Origin of the sequence: Luteimonas sp. J29 (assembly GCF_000472505.1) — a bacterium.
Classification (GTDB): Bacteria; Pseudomonadota; Gammaproteobacteria; order Xanthomonadales; family Xanthomonadaceae; genus Luteimonas.
Genome location: NZ_AWZR01000005.1, coordinates 202,833 through 220,430, shown reverse-complemented (window position 1 = coordinate 220,430; position 17,598 = coordinate 202,833). Strand labels below are relative to the sequence as shown.

At 71.0% G+C, this 17,598-nt stretch carries 16 protein-coding genes; 13 read left to right on the top strand and 3 right to left on the bottom strand.

Annotation, left to right across the window (positions count from 1 at the left end; translation table 11 throughout):
• Positions 1 to 32: 32 nt before the first annotated feature.
• Together LUTJ29_RS0109885 and greB are read left to right on the top strand one after the other, a co-directional pair.
• Complete coding sequence (locus LUTJ29_RS0109885) at positions 33 to 1,526, top strand: helicase HerA-like domain-containing protein (protein ID WP_027072376.1); 1,494 nt, start codon at positions 33 to 35, stop codon at positions 1,524 to 1,526.
• A gap of 65 nt (positions 1,527 to 1,591) precedes the next feature.
• Positions 1,592 to 2,095: a transcription elongation factor GreB gene (gene greB, locus LUTJ29_RS0109880; RefSeq protein WP_027072375.1), complete on the top strand. Its 504-nt coding sequence runs from the start codon at positions 1,592 to 1,594 to the stop codon at positions 2,093 to 2,095.
• Between the two features lie 18 nt (positions 2,096 to 2,113).
• Here the strand turns inward: greB and rimO are convergent, their stop codons facing one another.
• Positions 2,114 to 3,499 carry a 30S ribosomal protein S12 methylthiotransferase RimO gene (gene rimO, locus LUTJ29_RS0109875; RefSeq protein ID WP_232221193.1) on the bottom strand — a complete coding sequence of 462 codons (1,386 nt, stop codon included), beginning with the start codon at positions 3,497 to 3,499 and terminating at the stop codon, positions 2,114 to 2,116.
• Positions 3,500 to 3,684: 185 nt separating this feature from the next.
• Between rimO and LUTJ29_RS0109870 the strand changes: the two genes are divergently transcribed.
• The 8 genes from LUTJ29_RS0109870 to pcp are packed head-to-tail and all read left to right on the top strand — an operon-like array spanning position 3,685 to position 9,527.
• On the top strand, positions 3,685 to 4,359 hold the full coding sequence (locus LUTJ29_RS0109870) for a dienelactone hydrolase family protein (protein WP_027072373.1): 675 nt from the start codon (positions 3,685 to 3,687) through the stop codon (positions 4,357 to 4,359).
• Positions 4,360 to 4,371: 12 nt separating this feature from the next.
• Positions 4,372 to 4,809: an HIT domain-containing protein gene (locus LUTJ29_RS0109865; protein ID WP_043741014.1), complete on the top strand. Its 438-nt coding sequence runs from the start codon at positions 4,372 to 4,374 to the stop codon at positions 4,807 to 4,809.
• Positions 4,806 to 5,516, top strand: a complete 711-nt coding sequence (gene pxpB, locus LUTJ29_RS17030) for a 5-oxoprolinase subunit PxpB (protein WP_198012672.1) — start codon at positions 4,806 to 4,808, stop codon at positions 5,514 to 5,516. Before LUTJ29_RS0109865 ends, pxpB begins: the two co-directional genes overlap by 4 nt.
• Entirely contained in the window at positions 5,513 to 6,484 is a 972-nt protein-coding gene (locus tag LUTJ29_RS0109855) for a biotin-dependent carboxyltransferase family protein (RefSeq protein WP_027072371.1), read from the top strand. The genes pxpB and LUTJ29_RS0109855 overlap by 4 nt, the downstream gene beginning before the upstream one ends.
• Positions 6,477 to 7,232, top strand: a complete 756-nt coding sequence (locus LUTJ29_RS0109850; RefSeq protein WP_027072370.1) for a 5-oxoprolinase subunit PxpA — start codon at positions 6,477 to 6,479, stop codon at positions 7,230 to 7,232. Before LUTJ29_RS0109855 ends, LUTJ29_RS0109850 begins: the two co-directional genes overlap by 8 nt.
• Positions 7,229 to 7,936 carry a DUF969 domain-containing protein gene (locus LUTJ29_RS0109845; RefSeq protein ID WP_027072369.1) on the top strand — a complete coding sequence of 236 codons (708 nt, stop codon included), beginning with the start codon at positions 7,229 to 7,231 and terminating at the stop codon, positions 7,934 to 7,936. The genes LUTJ29_RS0109850 and LUTJ29_RS0109845 overlap by 4 nt, the downstream gene beginning before the upstream one ends.
• Complete coding sequence (locus tag LUTJ29_RS0109840) at positions 7,933 to 8,886, top strand: DUF979 domain-containing protein (protein WP_027072368.1); 954 nt, start codon at positions 7,933 to 7,935, stop codon at positions 8,884 to 8,886. Before LUTJ29_RS0109845 ends, LUTJ29_RS0109840 begins: the two co-directional genes overlap by 4 nt.
• Positions 8,883 to 9,527 (top strand): pyroglutamyl-peptidase I, encoded by a 645-nt coding sequence (gene pcp, locus LUTJ29_RS0109835; protein WP_027072367.1) that lies wholly within the window; start codon positions 8,883 to 8,885, stop codon positions 9,525 to 9,527. The genes LUTJ29_RS0109840 and pcp overlap by 4 nt, the downstream gene beginning before the upstream one ends.
• Before the next feature lie 10 nt (positions 9,528 to 9,537).
• Here the strand turns inward: pcp and dcd are convergent, their stop codons facing one another.
• Both dcd and apbC read right to left on the bottom strand, forming a co-directional pair.
• Positions 9,538 to 10,110 carry a dCTP deaminase gene (gene dcd, locus LUTJ29_RS0109830; protein ID WP_027072366.1) on the bottom strand — a complete coding sequence of 191 codons (573 nt, stop codon included), beginning with the start codon at positions 10,108 to 10,110 and terminating at the stop codon, positions 9,538 to 9,540.
• A 96-nt stretch (positions 10,111 to 10,206) separates the two neighbouring features.
• Positions 10,207 to 11,055, bottom strand: a complete 849-nt coding sequence (gene apbC, locus LUTJ29_RS0109825; RefSeq protein WP_027072365.1) for an iron-sulfur cluster carrier protein ApbC — start codon at positions 11,053 to 11,055, stop codon at positions 10,207 to 10,209.
• A 239-nt stretch (positions 11,056 to 11,294) separates the two neighbouring features.
• Between apbC and LUTJ29_RS0109820 the strand changes: the two genes are divergently transcribed.
• The 3 genes from LUTJ29_RS0109820 (at position 11,295) to LUTJ29_RS17025 (ending at position 17,521) form a co-directional block, all read left to right on the top strand.
• Entirely contained in the window at positions 11,295 to 13,319 is a 2,025-nt protein-coding gene (locus LUTJ29_RS0109820) for a prolyl oligopeptidase family serine peptidase (RefSeq protein WP_027072364.1), read from the top strand.
• Between the two features lie 397 nt (positions 13,320 to 13,716).
• The gene (locus tag LUTJ29_RS0109815; RefSeq protein ID WP_027072363.1) at positions 13,717 to 16,584 is read left to right on the top strand and encodes a TonB-dependent receptor; all 2,868 of its coding nucleotides are present in this window, start codon (positions 13,717 to 13,719) and stop codon (positions 16,582 to 16,584) included.
• Between the two features lie 169 nt (positions 16,585 to 16,753).
• Entirely contained in the window at positions 16,754 to 17,521 is a 768-nt protein-coding gene (locus LUTJ29_RS17025; RefSeq protein WP_051322901.1) for a sel1 repeat family protein, read from the top strand.
• Positions 17,522 to 17,598: the final 77 nt, after the last annotated feature.

Below are 17,598 nucleotides of genomic sequence, written 5' to 3'. Positions count from 1 at the left end.
AGAATCTGCGACGTCCCACACGGATCGAACGCATGGAACCCATCCTGGTCGGCAAGGCGGTCACCACGCCCGACGGCGGTCCCGTCCACCTGCTGCCGAAGTACGGCAACCGCCACGGCCTGGTGGCCGGCGCCACCGGTACCGGCAAGACGGTCACCCTGATGACCCTGGCCGAGGGCTTCTCCCGGATCGGCGTGCCGGTGTTCCTGGCCGACGTGAAGGGGGACGTCGCCGGGCTCGCGGTGCCCGGCAGCAGCAACGAGAAACTGCAGGCGCGGATCGGGCAGATCGGGATCCCCGACTGGGCCCCGGCCGCCAGCCCGGTGGTGTTCTGGGACCTGTTCGGCAAGCTCGGCCACCCGGTGCGGACCACGGTCAGCGAGATGGGGCCGACCCTGCTCTCGCGCATCCTCGAGCTCAACGACACCCAGGCCGGCGTGGTCGACATCGCGTTCAAGCTCGCCGACGACCGCGGCCTGCTGCTGCTCGACCTGGACGACCTGCGCGCGCTGCTCAACCTGCTGGCCGAGGAGCGCAAGACGGTGTCGGCCGAGTACGGCCTGGTCAGCGCGCAGTCGATCGGCGCGATCCAGCGCGCCCTGCTGCGCCTGGAGCAGGAAGGCGGCAACCAGGTGTTCGGCGAGCCGGCGCTGGAACTGTCCGACCTGATGCGCACCACCCCCGACGGCCGTGGCGTGATCGGGATCCTCGCCGCCGACCAGCTGGTGCTGCGCCCGCGCCTGTACTCGAGCTTCCTGCTGTGGCTGCTCTCGGAACTGTTCGAGAGCCTGCCCGAGGTCGGCGACCTGGACAAGCCGCGCCTGGTGTTCGTGTTCGACGAGGCCCACCTGCTGTTCGACGACGCGCCACCGGCGCTGCAGCGGCGGATCGAACAGGTGGTGCGGATCATCCGCTCCAAGGGCGTGGGCGTGTACTTCTGCTCCCAGTTCCCCGACGACGTGCCGCCCGACATCCTCGGCCAGCTCGGCAACCGGGTGCAGCACGCGCTGCGCGCGTTCACCCCGCGCGACCAGAAGGCGGTGCGCACCGCGGCCGAGACCTTCGTCGCCAATCCCAACCTCGACGTGGCGCGCGCGCTCGGTTCGCTCGGCACCGGCGAGGCGCTGGTGTCGACCCTGCAGGAGAAGGGCATCCCGATGCCGGTGGAGCACACTCTGGTGGCGCCGCCGCGCTGCCGGATGGGCGCGATCACCGAGGCCGAGCGTGCGCAGGTGCGCGCCGCAAGCCCCGTGGGCGCCAAGTACGACAAGGCGGTGAACCGCGAGTCGGCGGCCGAGATCCTCGCCCGCCGCGCCGAGGCCGCGACCACCCACGCCGGCGCGCCGCCGGCCAGGGGCGGCAAGGACGCGGCGCCGCAGGAAGAAGGCGGCATGGGCCGCGCGGTCAACGAGTTCCTGTTCGGCACCAAGCGCCGCCAGGGCGTGGTGCAGGCGGCCGGCAAGCAGGCTGCGCGCACCATCACCAACCGGATCGTGCGCGGACTGCTGGGCAGCATCCTGAAGTAGCGGGCCGTCGCATGCAGTGCCGTTCCACCCTGCCCCATGCATCCGCCAACGGACAACGCTGAGCCATGGGTCGCTGGCGTCCACCGCCCGAGAAGAGCACCGCGCTGATCACCCGCGAGGGCCACGCGCGGCTCAAGGCCGAGCTCGACGACCTGTGGCGCGTGCAGCGCCCCGAGGTGGTCAAGGCGCTGGCGGCCGCGGCGGCCGAGGGCGACCGTTCGGAGAACGCCGAGTACACCTATCGCAAGAAGCAGCTCGGCGGCATCGACCGCCGGGTGCGCTACCTGAGCAAGCGCCTGGAGGCGCTGCGCGTGGTGGACACGGTGCCGTCCGACCCGGAAGCGGTGTTCTTCGGCGCCTGGGTGGAGGTCGAGCACGCGACCAGCGGCGAAACCGCGCGCTACCGCATCGTCGGACCCGACGAGACCGACCCGGCGCGCGGCTGGATCAGCATCGATTCCCCGCTGGCGCGCGCGATGCTGAAGAAGCGCGTGGACGACGAGTTCGAGGCCCGGCTGCCGGCCGGGCCGGCACGCTTCTTCATCATCGACGTGCGCTACGACGGCTGAACCGCGTCGCGGGCGCAATCAGTCCAGCACCCTGAGCGCAGGCACGGCTTCGCCGTACAGGTCGTGCTCGTCGCTGCCCATGATCTCGACATCGACGAAATCGCCGGGCTGCAGGCCGGCCTCGAAGCCATTCTGGATCTGCACCACGCCGTCGATTTCAGGCGCGTCGGCCATCGAGCGCGCGATCGCCAGCTCGCCGTCGACGAGGTCCACCAGGCAGCGCTGCACGGTGCCGACCCTGGCCTCGAGCTTCTGCGCCGAGATTTCCGCCTGCACTTCCATGAACCGGGCCAGGCGCTCCTGCTTCACCTCCTCGGGCACCGGGTCGGGAAGCGCGTTGGCGCTGGCGCCCTCGACCGGCGAATAGGCGAACGCGCCCACGCGATCGAGCCGTACCTCGCGCAGGAAATCCAGCAGTTCCTCGAACTCGGCCTCGGTCTCGCCGGGGAAGCCGACGATGAAGGTGCTGCGGATCGTGAGCTCCGGGCAGATGTCGCGCCAGCGGGCGATCCGCTCGCGCACCCTGTCGACCGCGCCGGGCCGCTTCATCCGCTTCAGGATCCGCGGGCTGGCGTGCTGGAACGGGATGTCCAGGTACGGCAGCAGCCGGCCTTGCGCCATCAGCGGGACCACCTCGTCCACGTGCGGGTAGGGATAGACGTAGTGCAGGCGCGTCCACACGCCCAGTTCCGCCAGCCCCTCGCACAGCGCCTTCATCCGCGTCTGGTACGCCTTGCCGCGCCATTCGCGTTCGGCATAACGCAGGTCGACGCCGTAGGCCGACGTGTCCTGCGAGATCACCAGCAGTTCCTTCACCCCGCCGCGCACGACCAGGCGCTCGGCCTCGCGCAGCACCTCGTCGACCGGACGCGAGACCAGGTCGCCGCGCATCGACGGGATGATGCAGAAGCTGCAGCGGTGGTTGCAGCCTTCGGAAATCTTGAGGTAGGCGTAGTGCCTGGGCGTGAGCTTGATCCCGACCTCGTCCTCGGTCGCGCGCCGCGGCAGCAGGTCGGTGAACGGATCGTGCCTGGGCGGCAGCGCCTGGTGCACCGCGCCCATCACGCTGGCGTAGTCCTGCGGGCCGCTGATCGACAGCACGTCCGGGAACTGTTCGCGGATCAGTTCCGAGCGCTTGCCCAGGCAGCCGGTCACGATCACCTTGCCGTTCTCGGCCATGGCCTCGCCGATCGCGTCGAGCGACTCGGCCACGGCCGAATCGATGAAGCCGCAGGTGTTGACCACCACCACGTCGGCGTCCTCGTAGGTCGGCACCAGCTCGTAGCCCTCGACCCGCAGCTGGGTGAGGATGCGCTCGCTGTCGACCAGGGCCTTGGGGCAACCAAGCGACACCACGCCCACTCGCGGCGCACGTTCGGCGGATTTCATCGGTTCGGCAGTCATGTAGGAAGCGGGCGGCGGCCTGTCCACGCGTCCGGCGCCGGCTGGACGGGGCATGGAGCGGCCGGGAGGTCGGCGGGCCCCGGGCGCGGGCGCCGGGGAGAAGTCGGAGCGGCGCCACGCGGCGTCACGGGGCGCGAAGTATAGCCTCGGCTAGAATCGGGCACTCCTGCGATGGAGGCGACGCCATGGGCCGCGACACCGTCATCCCCGGGCCGGAAGGCGCCATCACCGCCTGGCGGGCCGACCCGCCCGACCGGGCCGCCGCGCTGGGCGCGGTGCTGGTGATCCAGGAGATCTTCGGCGTCAACGAGCACATCCGCAGCGTCGCCGAGGGCTATGCCGCGGCCGGTTACGTGGCCCTGGCCCCGGCCCTGTTCGACCCGGTGGCCCGCAATGTCGAGCTGGGCTACGACGAGGCCGGCTTCGCCCGCGGCCGCGAACTGGTCGGCCAACTGGGCACCGAGCGCGCGGTCGCGGTGCTGCGGGCCGCGGCCACCCAGCTCCAGGGCGAAGGCCTGCAGGTGGCGGCGGTCGGCTTCTGCTGGGGCGGGAGCATGGCGCTGCTGGCCAACACCCGGCTGGGGCTGCCGGCGGTCGCGTACTACGGCGCGCGTTCGCGGGACTTCCTCGGCGAGCCGCTGCGCGCGCCGATGCTGTTCCACTTCGGCGGCCGCGACGCCAGCACCCCGCCCGAGTACATCCAGGCACACCGCGACGCCTGGCCCGAGGCCACCATCCACGTCTATCCGGAGGCCGACCACGCCTTCAACCGCGACGTCGACCCGCGCCATTTCCACCCCGCCAGCGCCGCGCTCGCGCGCAAGCGCACGCTGGCGTTCCTCGAATCGGCACTGCGCTGAGGAGGAGCCCGCATGACCCGGCACGCGCATGACCCGGGCCCCTGGTCGCTGCATCCGCAGCTGGCCACGGACAGCCATCCGCTGGCCACGCTGGAACTGAGCGAACTGCGGCTCATGGACGACGCCAACTATCCCTGGCTGGTGCTCGTGCCCCGCGTGGCCGGCGCGCGCGAGCTCATCGACCTCGAACCGGCGCAGCGGCGCCAGCTCAGCGACGAGATCGACCTGGCCTGCCGCGCGCTGCGCGACGCGGTCCGTCCGTTCAAGCTCAACGTCGCCGCGCTCGGCAACCTGGTGCCGCAGCTGCACGTGCACGTGATCGCCCGCTTCGAGGACGACCCGGCCTGGCCGGCGCCGGTCTGGGGCCGGGTGACCGCCCGCCCCTACACGCCCGAGGCGCTCGTGGACCGCGTCCGGGCGCTGGACGCGGCACTGCGCGGGCAGGCGTGAGCCGGATCGGGATCGAGCCGCTCGGCGAGGACGCGCTGCTGCTGCGCCTGGCCCGTCGCATCGACCCGGCGGTGAACGCCCGCGTGCACGCGCTGGCGCGGCGCATCGAGCGCGAGGCACCGCCCTGGCTGCGCGAGGTCGTGCCCGCCTACGCCAGCCTGGCCGTGTTCGTCGACGGGGCGCACGCCGGGAGCGACGACGGAATCGACGCGGTCGCGCAGTGGCTGCGCGCGCTCGCCGACACGGACGCCGACTCGGAAGACGACGCCGTCGGCGTCCTCCCTGCCGTCGAGATCCCCGTCTGCTACGACCGCGCGTTCGCGCCCGACCTCGACGAGGTCGCCGCGCAGGCCGGGCTCGCCCGCGACGAGGTCGTCGCCCTGCACGCCGGTGGCGACTACCGCGTGGCCATGATCGGATTCGCGCCCGGCTTCCCCTACCTGCTGGGACTCGACCCGCGCCTGGCGGTACCGCGCCTGGCCCGGCCGCGCACGCGGGTGCCGGCGGGCAGCGTTGCCATCGGCGGCGGCCAGACCGGGATCTATCCGCGCGAAAGCCCCGGCGGCTGGCGCGTCATCGGGCGCACGCCCCTGCGCCTGTTCGACGCCGCGCGCACGCCACCGACGCTGCTGCAGGCCGGACAGCGCGTGCGTTTCGTCGCGATCGACGCGGCGCGCTTCCACGCCCTCGCGGGGGCAGGCGCATGAGCACGCGCGGCATCGAGGTGCTGGCCCCGGGTGTCTGCACCCTGCCCCAGGACACGGGCCGGCCGGGCCTTCGCCACCTGGGCATCGCGATGTCGGGGGCGCTCGATCCCTGGGCGCTGGCCCTGGCCAACCTGCTCGTCGGCAATCCGGGCGATGCGCCGGCGCTCGAGATCACCCTGTCCGGTCCGCGATTGCGCTTCCACGTTCCGGCGCGCATCGCCCTGTGCGGCGCGACCATCGAGGCCAGCGCGGATGGCCAGGCGATCCCGATGGCGCGGCCGGTGGATGTTCCCGCGGGCTGCGAACTCCGGCTCGGCCGCTGCCTGGACGGCGCGCGCAGCTATCTCGCGGTCCTGGGCGGCCTGCGCCTGCCGAGCGTACTCGGCAGCGCGAGCACCGACCTGCGCGCCGGCTTCGAGGGGCTTGCCGGCCGACCGCTGCGCGCCGGCGACCAGCTGCCCCTGGCGGGTCAGGTCGACGCGCCGTGCCTGCACGTGCCGGCCTGGTGGATCGACACCGCGTTCGACGATCGCCCCCGGCCCTCGCCCGACCGCGTGGTGCGCGTGATTCCCGGGCCCGACGCCACCACCGGCGAACGTTCGCTGCACGGCCAGGCGTGGAAGATCGCGCCCGACAGCAACCGGCAGGGCCTGCGCCTGCAGGGCCCCGCGCTGGCGCTGGCCGATCCGGGCGAACGCGTCTCCGAGCCGGTCGCGCCCGGCTGCGTGCAGCTGCCGCCCGGCGGCCAGCCGATCGTGCTGCTGGCCGATGCGCAGACCCATGGCGGCTATCCGCGCATCGGCCAGGCCATCCGCGCCGACTGGCCGCTGCTGGCGCAGCTCAGGCCCGGCGATGGCGTGCGCTTCGCTCCCTGCACCGCCGCCGAGGCGCGCGCCGCGCTTGCCCGGCAGCGCCAGCGCCTGCATAGAATCGCGCTGGCCCTGGAGGCAAGACGCGCACGTGCCTGACCGCATCGACTTCAACTGCGACCTGGGCGAGGGCTGCGGCGACGACGCCGCCATCGTGCCCTGGATCTCCTCGGCCAGCATCGCCTGCGGCGGCCATGCCGGCGACGAGGCGAGCATGCGCGAAACCGTCGCGCTGTGCCTGCGCCACGGCGTCGCGATCGGTGCGCATCCCTCGTTCGAGGACCGGGCGCATTTCGGCCGCCGCGAGCTTGCGCTCGCCCCCGGCGAGGTCCACGCGCTGGTGCTGGCCCAGGTGCGGCGGCTGGCGGTCGCCTGCGACGCCGAAGGCGGCCGGCTGCGCCACGTCAAGCCGCATGGTGCGCTGTACAACCTGGCCGCGCGGGATCTCGACACCGCGCGCGCCATCGCCGACGCGGTGCGCGAGATCGATCGCGGACTTCGCCTGTACGCGCTCGCGGGCTCCGACCTCGCCTCGGCGGGACGCAGCGCCGGCCTGCAGATCGCCGAGGAAGCGTTCGCCGAGCGCGGCTATGCCGCCGACGGCCGGCTGGCGCCCCGCGGCCAGCCCGGGGCGGTGATCGAGACGCTCGAGGGCGCGCTGGCCCAGGTGCGCGGCCTGGTGCGCGAGCACGCGGTGCACGCGATCGACGGCAGCCGCATCGCGCTGCGCGCCGACACGCTCTGCCTGCACGGCGACCGCCACGACGCCGCCGCCTTCGCCCGCGCCCTGCGCGAGGCGCTGGAAGCCGAGGGCATCGTGGTCCGCGCCCCGGGGGACGCGCCGTGAACTACTGGCCGCTGCTCGGCATCCTGGTCGTCGTCGCCGGCTTCGCGCTGCGCCTCAACCCGGCGCTGGTGGTGGTGGTCGCCGGCATCGCCACCGGCCTGCTCGCGGGGATCGCGCCTGGCGACGTGCTGGCGCTGATCGGCGAAGCCTTCACCCGCCAGCGCTACCTGGCGCTGTTCCTGCTCACCCTGCCCGCGATCGGACTGCTGGAGCGGCACGGCCTGAAGGAACGCGCGCAGCAATGGATCGGGCGCCTGCGCGGCGCGACCGCGGGACGCGCGCTCGCCGCCTACCTCGCCGGGCGCCAGCTGCTCTCGGCCCTGGGCCTGGTCGACCTCGGCGGCCACGCCCAGACCGTGCGCCCGCTGATGGCGCCCATGGCCGTCGGCGCGGCCGATCACCTGCACGGCCCACTGCCCGAGGAGGTGCGCGAGCGGATCAAGGCGATGACCGCCGCCAGCGAGAACGTCGGCCGATTCTTCGGCGAGGACGTGTTCATCGCCTTCGGCGCGGTGCTGCTGATGCAGGGCTTCTTCGCCGGACACGGCATCGACCTCGAACCGCTGCACATCGCCCTGTGGGGCGTCCCGACCGCGATCTGCGCGTTCCTGATCCACGCCGGCCGCCTGCTGCGCATGGATGCACGCCTGGCCCGCGAGGCCGCTGCGCTGCGCGCCCCGCGCGACGGCGGGGACGGTGCATGATCACGCTCGACCTCGTCTACTGGCTCGCCGGCGCCTACCTGCTCGCGGTCGCGGCGCTCGGCCTGCGCGACCGCCACAATCCGCGGCGGCACACCACCGCGCTGTTCTGGGGCCTGCTGGGCGCGATGTTCCTGGCCGCCGACCGCCTGCCGCCGGCGCTGGTCGGCGCGGTCGTGGTGCTGCTCGCCTGCCTGGCCGGCTTCGGCGGCCTGGCGCGCGGGCGCTACGAGGAAACCTCGACGGCCGACCGCGAGGCGGAGGCGCGACGGCTTGGCAACCGACTGTTCTGGCCCGCCCTGCTCATCCCCGCGGTCTGCGTGCTGTTCGCGGTGGTGCTCAAGGACCTGCGCATCGGCGAACGCTTCCTGCTCGGGCGCGAGCACACCACCCTGGTCGCGCTCGGCATCGCCTGCGTGGTGGCGGCGATCGCCGCCTGCCGGCTCACGCGCCAGTCGCCGTGGAGCGCGGTCGAGCAGTCGCGCCGCCTGATCGATGCGGTCGGCTGGGCCGCCCTGCTCCCTTTGCTGCTGGCCACGCTGGGCAGCGTGTTCGCCGCGGCGGGCGTGGGCGACGCCGTCGCCGGACTCGTGCGCATGGCGATCCCGGTCGACAACCGCTTCGTGGTGGTCGCCGCCTACGCGATCGGCATGGCCCTGTTCACCATCATCATGGGCAACGCCTTCGCCGCCTTCCCGGTGCTGACCGCGGGCATCGGCCTGCCACTGCTGGTCCAGCGGCATGGTGCCGACCCCGCCTCGCTGGCGGCGATCGGCATGCTCAGCGGCTACTGCGGGACCCTGCTCACGCCGATGGCCGCCAACTTCAACCTCGTGCCCGCCGCGCTGCTGGAGCTGAAGGATCCCAACGCGGTGATCCGCCAGCAGGTCGCCACCGCGCTGCCGCTGCTGGCTTGCAACATCGCGCTGATGTACTTCATCGTGTTCCGGTGAACGCGAAGCGCCATTCCAAGCGCAAGGTCCTGCTGACGGGTTTCGGCCCGTTCGGCGACGCCCCGCGCAATCCCAGCCTGGAAGCGGTGCGCGCGCTCGACGGCCGGGAGATCGCCGGCCACGTCCTTGTCGCGCGCGAGCTGCCGGTCGAGTTCGGCGTGGCGCGCGATGCGCTCAGGCGCGCGATGCGCGAAGTGCGGCCGCGCCTGGTCCTGTGCACCGGGCTTGCGGCCACCCGGAGGGCGCTGTCGCTCGAACGCGTCGCGATCAACGTCGACGACGCACGGATCCCCGACAACGCGGGCCGCCAGCCCGTCGACGTGCCGGTGGTCCGCGGCGGCCCGGCCGCGTACTTCTCGACCCTGCCGCTGAAGTCCATGCTGCGCGCGCTGCAGGCCGAGGGCATCCCGGCCGAGGTCTCGCAGACCGCGGGCACCTTCGTCTGCAACCACGTCTTCTACGGCCTGATGCACCAGCTCCGCAACCGCGGCGGCATCCGCGGCGGATTCGTGCACGTGCCGCCGGCGGACGGCGATGGCCCGTTCTCGCCGGCCCTGCTGGAACGGGCGCTCGGGCTGTGCATCGAGGTGGCGCTGCGCACGCCGGTGGACGTGCCGCTCGCGGCCGGCGCGGTCGACTGAAGCCGCCGGCTCAGGTGCGCGGCAGGGTGACCCCGGTCTGGCCCTGGTACTTGCCCCCGCGGTCCTTGTACGAGACCTCGCACACGTCGTCCGGATCGGACTGGAAGAACAGCATCTGGGCCACGCCCTCGTTGGCGTAGATGCGCGCCGGCAGCGGCGTGGTGTTACTGAACTCCAGGGTCACGTGGCCTTCCCACTCCGGCTCGAGCGGGGTCACGTTGACGATGATCCCGCAGCGCGCGTAGGTGCTCTTGCCCAGGCACACCACCAGGGTGTCGCGCGGGATGCGGAAATACTCGACCGTCCGCGCCAGCGCGAACGAGTTCGGCGGGATGATGCACACGTCCGCCTCGATATCGACGAAGCTCTTCGGGTCGAAGTGCTTCGGATCGACGATCGTCGAGTTGATGTTGGTGAACACCTTGAACTCGCGCGAGCAGCGCACGTCGTAGCCGTAGCTGGAGGTACCGTAGCTGACGATGCGGCCGCCCTCGGCCTCCTTCACCTGGCCGGGCTCGTACGGTTCGATCATGCCGTGCTGCTCGGCCATGCGCCGGATCCAGCGATCGCTCTTGATGCTCATGCGGTGTTCCCTGCGGCCGGTGCGGCCAGTCGCGGCATTGTAGGGGGCGCCACCGCCGGCCGGAACCGCGGGGCCGGCGCGGCGCAGGGGCTGGCGTCAGACCAGCGAGGCGGAGATGCCCCGCGGCGCGCGCGGACGCCTGTCCAGCTCCTCCAGCAGCCGGCGCGCAGTGTCGCGGTAGGCCCGGGCGACCGCCGACTCCGGCGCCGCGGCCACGATCGGCACCCCGGCGTCGCCCTGCTCGCGGATCCCGATCTCCAGCGGCAGCGAGCCCAGCAGGGGCACCCCGTACTGCGCCGCCATCCGTTCCCCGCCGCCCTGCCCGAACAGGTGCTCGACGTGCCCGCAGTTGGAACACACGTGCTGGGCCATGTTCTCCACCAGTCCCAAGACCGCCACGCCCACCTTCTCGAACATCCGCAGCGCCTTGCGCGCGTCCAGCGTGGCCACGTCCTGGGGCGTGGTCACGACTACCGCGCCGGCGACCGGGATCTTCTGCGCCAGGGTGAGCTGGATGTCTCCGGTGCCGGGCGGCAGGTCCACGACGAGGACGTCCAGGCCCTCGCCGCCGCCCCAGCGGGTGTCGCCCAGCAGCTGGGTCAGGGCCGACGTCGCCATCGGCCCACGCCAGATCATCGGCGTGTCCTGGTCCACCAGCAGCCCGATCGACATCGCCTCGATCCCGTGCGCGCGCATCGGCTCGATCGTCTTGCCGTCGGGACTGTCGGGGCGCCCGGACAGCCCGAGCATGGTCGGGATGCTCGGCCCGTACACGTCGGCGTCGAGCACGCCCACCCGCGCGCCGTCCGCGGCAAGCGCCAGGGCGAGATTCACGGCGGTGGTCGACTTGCCGACGCCGCCCTTGCCCGAGCCGACGGCGATGATGTTGCGGATGTCCGGCAGCGGCTTGAGTCCGCCTTGCACCGCGTGCGCGTGGATGGCCATGCGGGGATTGGAACCGGTTGCGGGGGCGCTCCAGTCTAGCGCGCCCGCTTCTCCGCGATCCTGCCCGCGCCTGTGGCGACGCGTCTTCACGCGCCCGGACCGGCGTCGATTGCCGCCTGGAGGGTCGCAAACGCTATGATCTGCACCGGCGCGTCCGCCAGCCAGCGGGGGCGTCGCCGTCGCCCGGCCACGGAGCCGGCGCGTTTCCTACGATCCTGATCCATGATTCCGGGGGCATGATGAGACTTTCCAGATTCCTGCAGGCGGCAGCCCTGTCGCTTGGCCTGCTGCCGGCGGCCGCGCCGGCCGTGGAACCGATTCCCATCGACGCGCTGGCGCGACTGCCGAACATCGACTACGCGTCGATGAGCTCCGACGGCAAGACCATCGTCGCCATCGTGGCCATGCCCGGATCCGACAACAAGGAGACCGGCGTCGCCACCTGGGACCTGGACAACCTCGATCGCGGCCCGATCATCACCCCGTCCGGCGACCGCATGAAGTTCATCGCCGCCTCGGCGATGAAGGCCGACCGCATGCTGGTGATCGGTCGCCAGGAGTGGACGGGCCAGCTCGCCAGCTGCGGCGAGGGCCGCAGCACCGGCGCCACCAGGACCTTCGTGACCAAGGCCTACCTGGCCGATACCGGGCACAAGAAGTTCTCCGAGGCCTTCGCCGACAACACCCGCCGGCTGGGCGTGTCCGAGGACATGCAGCGCTGCCTCGAGATCCAGGGCACCGCCGCGCTGATCAACACGCTGCCGCTGGATCCCGAGAACGTCATCATCCAGCAGCTCAACTCGGCCACCCTGGCGGCGAACTACTACCTGTACAACCTGCGCACGGGCGAGACATCGCTGCTGTTCCGCGGTGGCGGCCGTTCCAGCCCCGGCCTGTTCAACCCGCGCGACGGCTCGCTCCTGACCCGGACCGAGATCGAGCCGATCTCGGGCGGCGACTTCGAGCAGCGCGTCCTGGTCAAGAACCCGGCCAGCGGCGAGTTCGAAGTGCACGACAACCTCACCCGCAAGGTCAGCGAGCGGCACGCGGTCAACATCGTCGGCATCGACGAGGAAACCAACAAGTTCTACGTGCTGACGGACCTGTTCTCCGACCTGGTCCAGGCCTGGATGTACGACCCGGCCGCGCGCAAGTTCGACGACGAGCCGCTGCTGGCCCACCCGGAGTTCTCGATCGCCAGCCTGATCCTCGGTACCCAGCCCAGCAACTTCAACAAGGTGCTCGGCTTCGTGGTCGACGGCCCCGTGCGCGAGGCCACCTACATCGAGCCGACGATGGCGGCGATCCACGCCGCCCTGAAGCAGGCCTATCCCGGCCAGAACGTCGGCATCACCGGCTACAACGACGACCTCTCGCGGGTCCTGTTCACCGCCAGCGGCCCGCAGAACCCGCCGACCTACGGCGTGCTGCTCGACCGCAAGCAGGTGGTCGAGCTGGGCAACCAGCGTCCCTGGATCAAGCCCTCGTCGATCGGCGAGCAGCGTTGGGTGACCTACGAGGCACGCGATGGCCTGAAGATCCCCGCCATCCTCGACCTGCCCGCCGGCTGGAAGCCGGCTGACGGCCCGCTCCCGGCCATCATCCACCCCCACGGCGGCCCGTGGGCGCGCGACTACGGCGGCTGGGACGCGTCGGGCTGGGTGCCGTTCCTGACCTCGCGCGGCTACGCCGTGTTGCGTCCGCAGTACCGCGGTTCCGCCGGCCTGGGCCGCAAGCTGTGGCTCGCCGGCGACGCCGAGTGGGGCCAGAAGATGCAGGACGACAAGGACGACGGCGCGGTCTGGCTGGTCAAGGAGGGCATCGCCGATCCCGACCGCATCGCGATCTTCGGCTACTCCTACGGCGGTTTCGCCGCGGCCGCCGCGGCGGTGCGCCCGGACAGCCCGTACCAGTGCGCCATCTCGGGCGCCCCGGTGACCGACCTGGCCCGCATCGGCCGCGCGTGGAGCGACAACTTCGTGCAGCGCATCCTGCAGGGCCGGACCCTGAAGGGCATGGACCCGATGCGCAACACCGACAAGGCCAACATCCCGGTGCTGCTGTTCGTGGGCGACCGCGACGTGCGCACGCCGTCGCAGCATGCCAGCGGCTTCTACGCGGCGATCAAGGACAAGGTGCCGGCCCGCTTCGAGCTGATCCCCGACATGCCGCACAGCATGCCGTGGTATCCGCGCCACCAGGAGAAGACGCTGGGGCTGATCGAAGAGTTCCTGCGCAAGGACTGCGGCCCGGGCGGCCTGTAAGCACGCACGGCAGGGAGACAGTGGAAGGGCCCCGGAATGACCGGGGCCCTTCGCGTTTTGTCCCCGCCACGGCACCCGCCGCCGGCCATCCCCCGGTCCTGCCACTGGAACAGCCTGTTCCAGATGCAACCGTATCGCAGGAACGCAGGGTCACTCAGCCCCCGGCACGTCGCCGCGCACGGCTCCGGCCGACCGCCGGCAGCTGGCGGAAACAGCGGTCCGCGAGGCCGGCAATGCCCGTCATCGAGACACGAACAGACGGTGGTTGGACCGCCGGTTTGCCCGGTTGGTTCGCCGAGTAAGTAAATATTGCGTGAACCGGGCGTCAAGACATATACTCGGTTAACGGGGACGTAACAACGTGTTCGTCCGTTCAACTCCACGGGGTTCCATCCAAATGCGTGAAATCAACAGCAAGCGCAGTATTTTCAAGAAGTTGCCGCTGTTCGTAGCAGTTGCAGCATGCCTCTACGGCCCGGCGGCCATGGCCCAGGAAACGGACGAGTCCGAGGAAGCCACCGCCCAGACCAATGCCCGCGCGACCGAGCTGGAGAGGATCACGGTCACCGGCTCGCTGCTGCGCCGTGTCGAGTACGACACCACCTCGCCCGTGCAGGTGATCACCGCCGACACCAACGTCGCCGTCGGCCAGGTCGACACCGCCGAATTCCTCCAGAAGTCCAGCGTCGCGGCCGGCTCGACCCAGATCAGCCACCAGTTCGCCGGCTTCGTCGTCGAGGGCGGCACCGGCACCCAGTCGGTCGACCTGCGCGGCCTCGGCGCCAACCGCTCGCTGGTGCTGCTGAACGGCCACCGCCCGGGTCCGGCCGGTACCCGCGGCCAAGTCGGCGCGTTCGACCTCAACGTGGTCCCCTCCTCGATCCTGCAGCGCGTCGAGATCGTGAAGGACGGCTCCTCGTCCATCTACGGCTCGGACGCTGTCGCCGGCGTGGTCAACCTGATCACCCGCAAGAACATCGACGCGCCGGAAATCACCGCCAGCATGCGCGTCCCGTTCGCCGGCGGCGGCGAGGTGTGGAGCATCTCGGGCGCCAACGGCTGGAACTTCGACAACGGCAGCATCGTCGTCGCCGGTGAGTACTACCTGCACGAACCGCTGCGCTTCGGCGACCGCCGCTTCCTGCGCTGCGCCGAAGACCTGGTGTGGGACCAGAACGGCAACCGCATCGACCGCGAAGACCGCTCGATCAACGCCGGCACCCGCCTGGAAGGCTGCACCAACAACGGCATCATCAACGGCTTCGACGACTACTTCACGGGCGTGCGCTACGTGCCGTCGCGCGACGGCTCGACCATCGGCACCACGCTGCCGGGCTACGTCCCGAACATCGTGACGAACTACGCCAACTCGCCGCGCGCCGGCCACATGCAGGTGCTGCAGAGCGAGCTGTGGGACGACGTGCAGCTGATCGACAAGCAGGAGCGCTACAACATCTTCGCCAGCTCCAGCTTCAGCTTCGGCAACGTGAACTGGGATACGGAACTGCTGCTCAACCGCCGCACGACCGACACCCACCGCATGCGCCAGTTCTTCCCGACCGTGGAAGGCCCGGTGCCGTCCGGCTATGCGACGCCGATCATGCCGTACCCCTCCGACCAGAGCATCGAGGTCGACTACATCTACGTGAACACCGGCCTCGACGGCCTGTTCAGCTTCACCGACACCTGGGCGTGGCAGGCCGACCTGTCGTACTCGCGCTCGGACGGTGACTACAGCGTGGGTGCCATCTCCACCGCCCTCACCGGCGACCTGACCCGCGCCAACAGCGGCGAGGCCCGGATCGACTACTTCCAGCCGTGCATCCTGAGCGGCGAGTGCATGGACGACCTGGTGGCGGCCGTGGGCAAGTGGCACACCGGCAACACCGTGTACGACCAGCTGGTGTTCAACGCGGTCGTGACCGGCGAGCTGTTCAACCTGCCGGCCGGCGCCGTCGGCGCCGCGATCGGCGTCGAGTACCGCGACTTCAGTATCCACGACCAGCCCAGCGAGATGGAGCTGTCGGGCGACTTGTGGGGCCAGAGCAGCGCCCAGGTGACCAAGGGCGACGACAAGGTGAAGGAGATCTTCGCCGAGCTCGAAGTGCCGCTGCTGAAGGGCGTCCCGGGCTTCGAGTCGCTGATGTGGAACGTGTCGGGCCGCTGGTTCGACTACGACTCCGTCGGCGAATCGGACAAGGTGTGGAAGACCGGCCTGAGCTGGCAGATCGTCCCGTCGGTGCGCCTGCGCGCCACCAAGGGCACCTCGTACCGCGCCCCGGGCCTGTACGAGCTGTACCTGGGCAACCTGTCGGGCTTCCTGGCCCAGAGCCAGATCGACCCGTGCATCCGGTGGGGTGAGTCGAGCAACGACTATCTCCGTACCAACTGCGCCGCGGTCGGCATCCCCGAGGACTACACCGCCGCCGGCAGCTCGTCGGCCGAGATCTTCCAGGGCGGCGGCGCCGGCTTCCTGACCCCTGAGCGCTCGACCGCGCGCACCGCGGGCATCGTCTGGACGCCGACCTTCGCCCCGCTCAGCGTCGCCCTCGACTACTTCGAGTACGACGTCCGCGACCAGATCAGCACCCTGAGCGCGGCCAACATCGTCCAGGGCTGCTACGGCTCGCCGACGTTCCCCAACGCGTTCTGCAACAACCTGATCCGCAACCCGGCGACCGGTCCGCAGGCGCACATGATCACGGACGTCTTCGCGACCTACATCAACATCAACAAGCAGAAGACCCGCGGTTACGACCTGCTGGCCCGCTACGACAACGACTTCGCGTGGGGCAAGCTGGAGGTCGAGGCGTCGTTCACCTACACGACCGAGAACTTCTACCTGCTGTTCGACAGCGCGGAGGAGAGCGGCCAGACCCGCGACGACCTGACCGGCTACATCGGTTACCCGGAACTCGTGGGCAACCTGCGTGCCGGCCTGACCCGTGGCGACTTCACCTACACCTGGTTCATGGACTACGTGGGCGAGACCAGCAACTTCGATCTCGACCCGACGTTCACCTACCAGGGCTTCGAGGGCGCCCAGCGCGACATCTGGGCCGAGGAGCGCCTGTACCACTCGGTCTCGCTGCGTTACAACCAGCCGAAGTGGTCGATGCTGGTGGGTATCCGCAACGTGTTCAACGACGAGCCGCCGACCGTGTCGACGGGCGTCGCCACCCGTTACGGCAACATCCCGGCGTTCGCGACCCAGTACGACCTGTACGGCCGTACCCTGTTCGCCCGCTTCAACTACAAGTTCTGATCGCAACACCTGCTGTCATGCAGCACTGGAAGCGGCGCGCAAGCGCCGCTTCTTTTTTGCCCGTCCGATGGAGCGTGGCACGGGGCCGGGCGTGACTTCCGGCCGGCGCCAACGCCCACCGTTCCGATAACCTGCCGCCACGGCATCCCACCATCCCAGCAAACCGCCAATGCCCAAGTCGCGCATCGCCTGCCTCGTCCTCCTCCTGCTCCTGCTGCCCGCCGCCGCGCTGGCGCGCGACGCCCGCCACACCGACCCGACGATCGATCCGTTCCTGGTCGCGGCCGGGTTCCTCGACGGCCATCCCGACCTGCTGCACCGCACCCGCGGCCTCGACGCGTACGGCGAGAAGGACCACCCGCGCGCGTTCGCGGAGTTCAAGCGCGCGGCCTGGTACGGCGACAAGCCGTCGCAGGCGATCGTCGGCGAAATGCTCTGGATCGGCCTGGGCACGGAGCTCGACCGGGCCGCGGCCTACGTGTGGATGGAGCTCGCCGCCGACCGCGGCTACACCAGCTTCGTCCGCAAGCGCGACATGTACTGGTCGCAGCTGCAGGAGCACGAGCGCGACCGCGCCCGCGCCCTGGGGCCGTCGATCCGCGCCGAGTACGGCGACGACGTTACCGGGCCGCGCCTGGCGCAGGTGTTCAAGCGCGAGCTCAGGAAGATGACCGGCAGCCGCCTCGGCTCCCAGACCAGCCAGGTCCAGGTCCACGTCCCCGGCGTGGGCACGATGGACGCATCGCAGTACTACCGGCCCGAATACTGGGACCCGGTGCAGTACCGCCAGTGGCAGGACCGGATCTGGACCAACGTGCGCATCGGCCAAGTGAGCGTGGGCGCCGTGGAGCAGGTACGCGAGGCGACCGACGCGGGACCGGCGGCCGAACCGGCGCCGACCGGGGAACCCGCGGATCGGCCCGGATCCCCGCCCTGACGCGATTCCCGCGGGACGCGCGATCATCCATGTCGCCGCCCTGAACGCGGCGACGCCCGCCCGGCCGGCGCGACCCG

Excerpts from the sequence above, each read along its gene's own strand:
- LUTJ29_RS0109855 (WP_027072371.1), top strand. The coding sequence starts at position 5,513 with ATGAGCACGCGCGGCATCGAGGTGCTGGCCCCGGGTGTCTGCACCCTG.
- LUTJ29_RS0109885 (WP_027072376.1), top strand. The coding sequence starts at position 33 with ATGGAACCCATCCTGGTCGGCAAGGCGGTCACCACGCCCGACGGCGGT.
- greB (WP_027072375.1), top strand. The coding sequence starts at position 1,592 with ATGGGTCGCTGGCGTCCACCGCCCGAGAAGAGCACCGCGCTGATCACC.
- LUTJ29_RS0109870 (WP_027072373.1), top strand. The coding sequence starts at position 3,685 with ATGGGCCGCGACACCGTCATCCCCGGGCCGGAAGGCGCCATCACCGCC.
- LUTJ29_RS0109865 (WP_043741014.1), top strand. The coding sequence starts at position 4,372 with ATGACCCGGCACGCGCATGACCCGGGCCCCTGGTCGCTGCATCCGCAG.
- LUTJ29_RS0109840 (WP_027072368.1), top strand. The coding sequence starts at position 7,933 with ATGATCACGCTCGACCTCGTCTACTGGCTCGCCGGCGCCTACCTGCTC.
- LUTJ29_RS0109815 (WP_027072363.1), top strand. The coding sequence starts at position 13,717 with ATGCGTGAAATCAACAGCAAGCGCAGTATTTTCAAGAAGTTGCCGCTG.
- dcd (WP_027072366.1), bottom strand. The coding sequence starts at position 10,110 with ATGAGCATCAAGAGCGATCGCTGGATCCGGCGCATGGCCGAGCAGCAC.
- LUTJ29_RS17025 (WP_051322901.1), top strand. The coding sequence starts at position 16,754 with ATGCCCAAGTCGCGCATCGCCTGCCTCGTCCTCCTCCTGCTCCTGCTG.
- rimO (WP_232221193.1), bottom strand. The coding sequence starts at position 3,499 with ATGACTGCCGAACCGATGAAATCCGCCGAACGTGCGCCGCGAGTGGGC.
- apbC (WP_027072365.1), bottom strand. The coding sequence starts at position 11,055 with ATGGCCATCCACGCGCACGCGGTGCAAGGCGGACTCAAGCCGCTGCCG.
- LUTJ29_RS0109820 (WP_027072364.1), top strand. The coding sequence starts at position 11,295 with ATGAGACTTTCCAGATTCCTGCAGGCGGCAGCCCTGTCGCTTGGCCTG.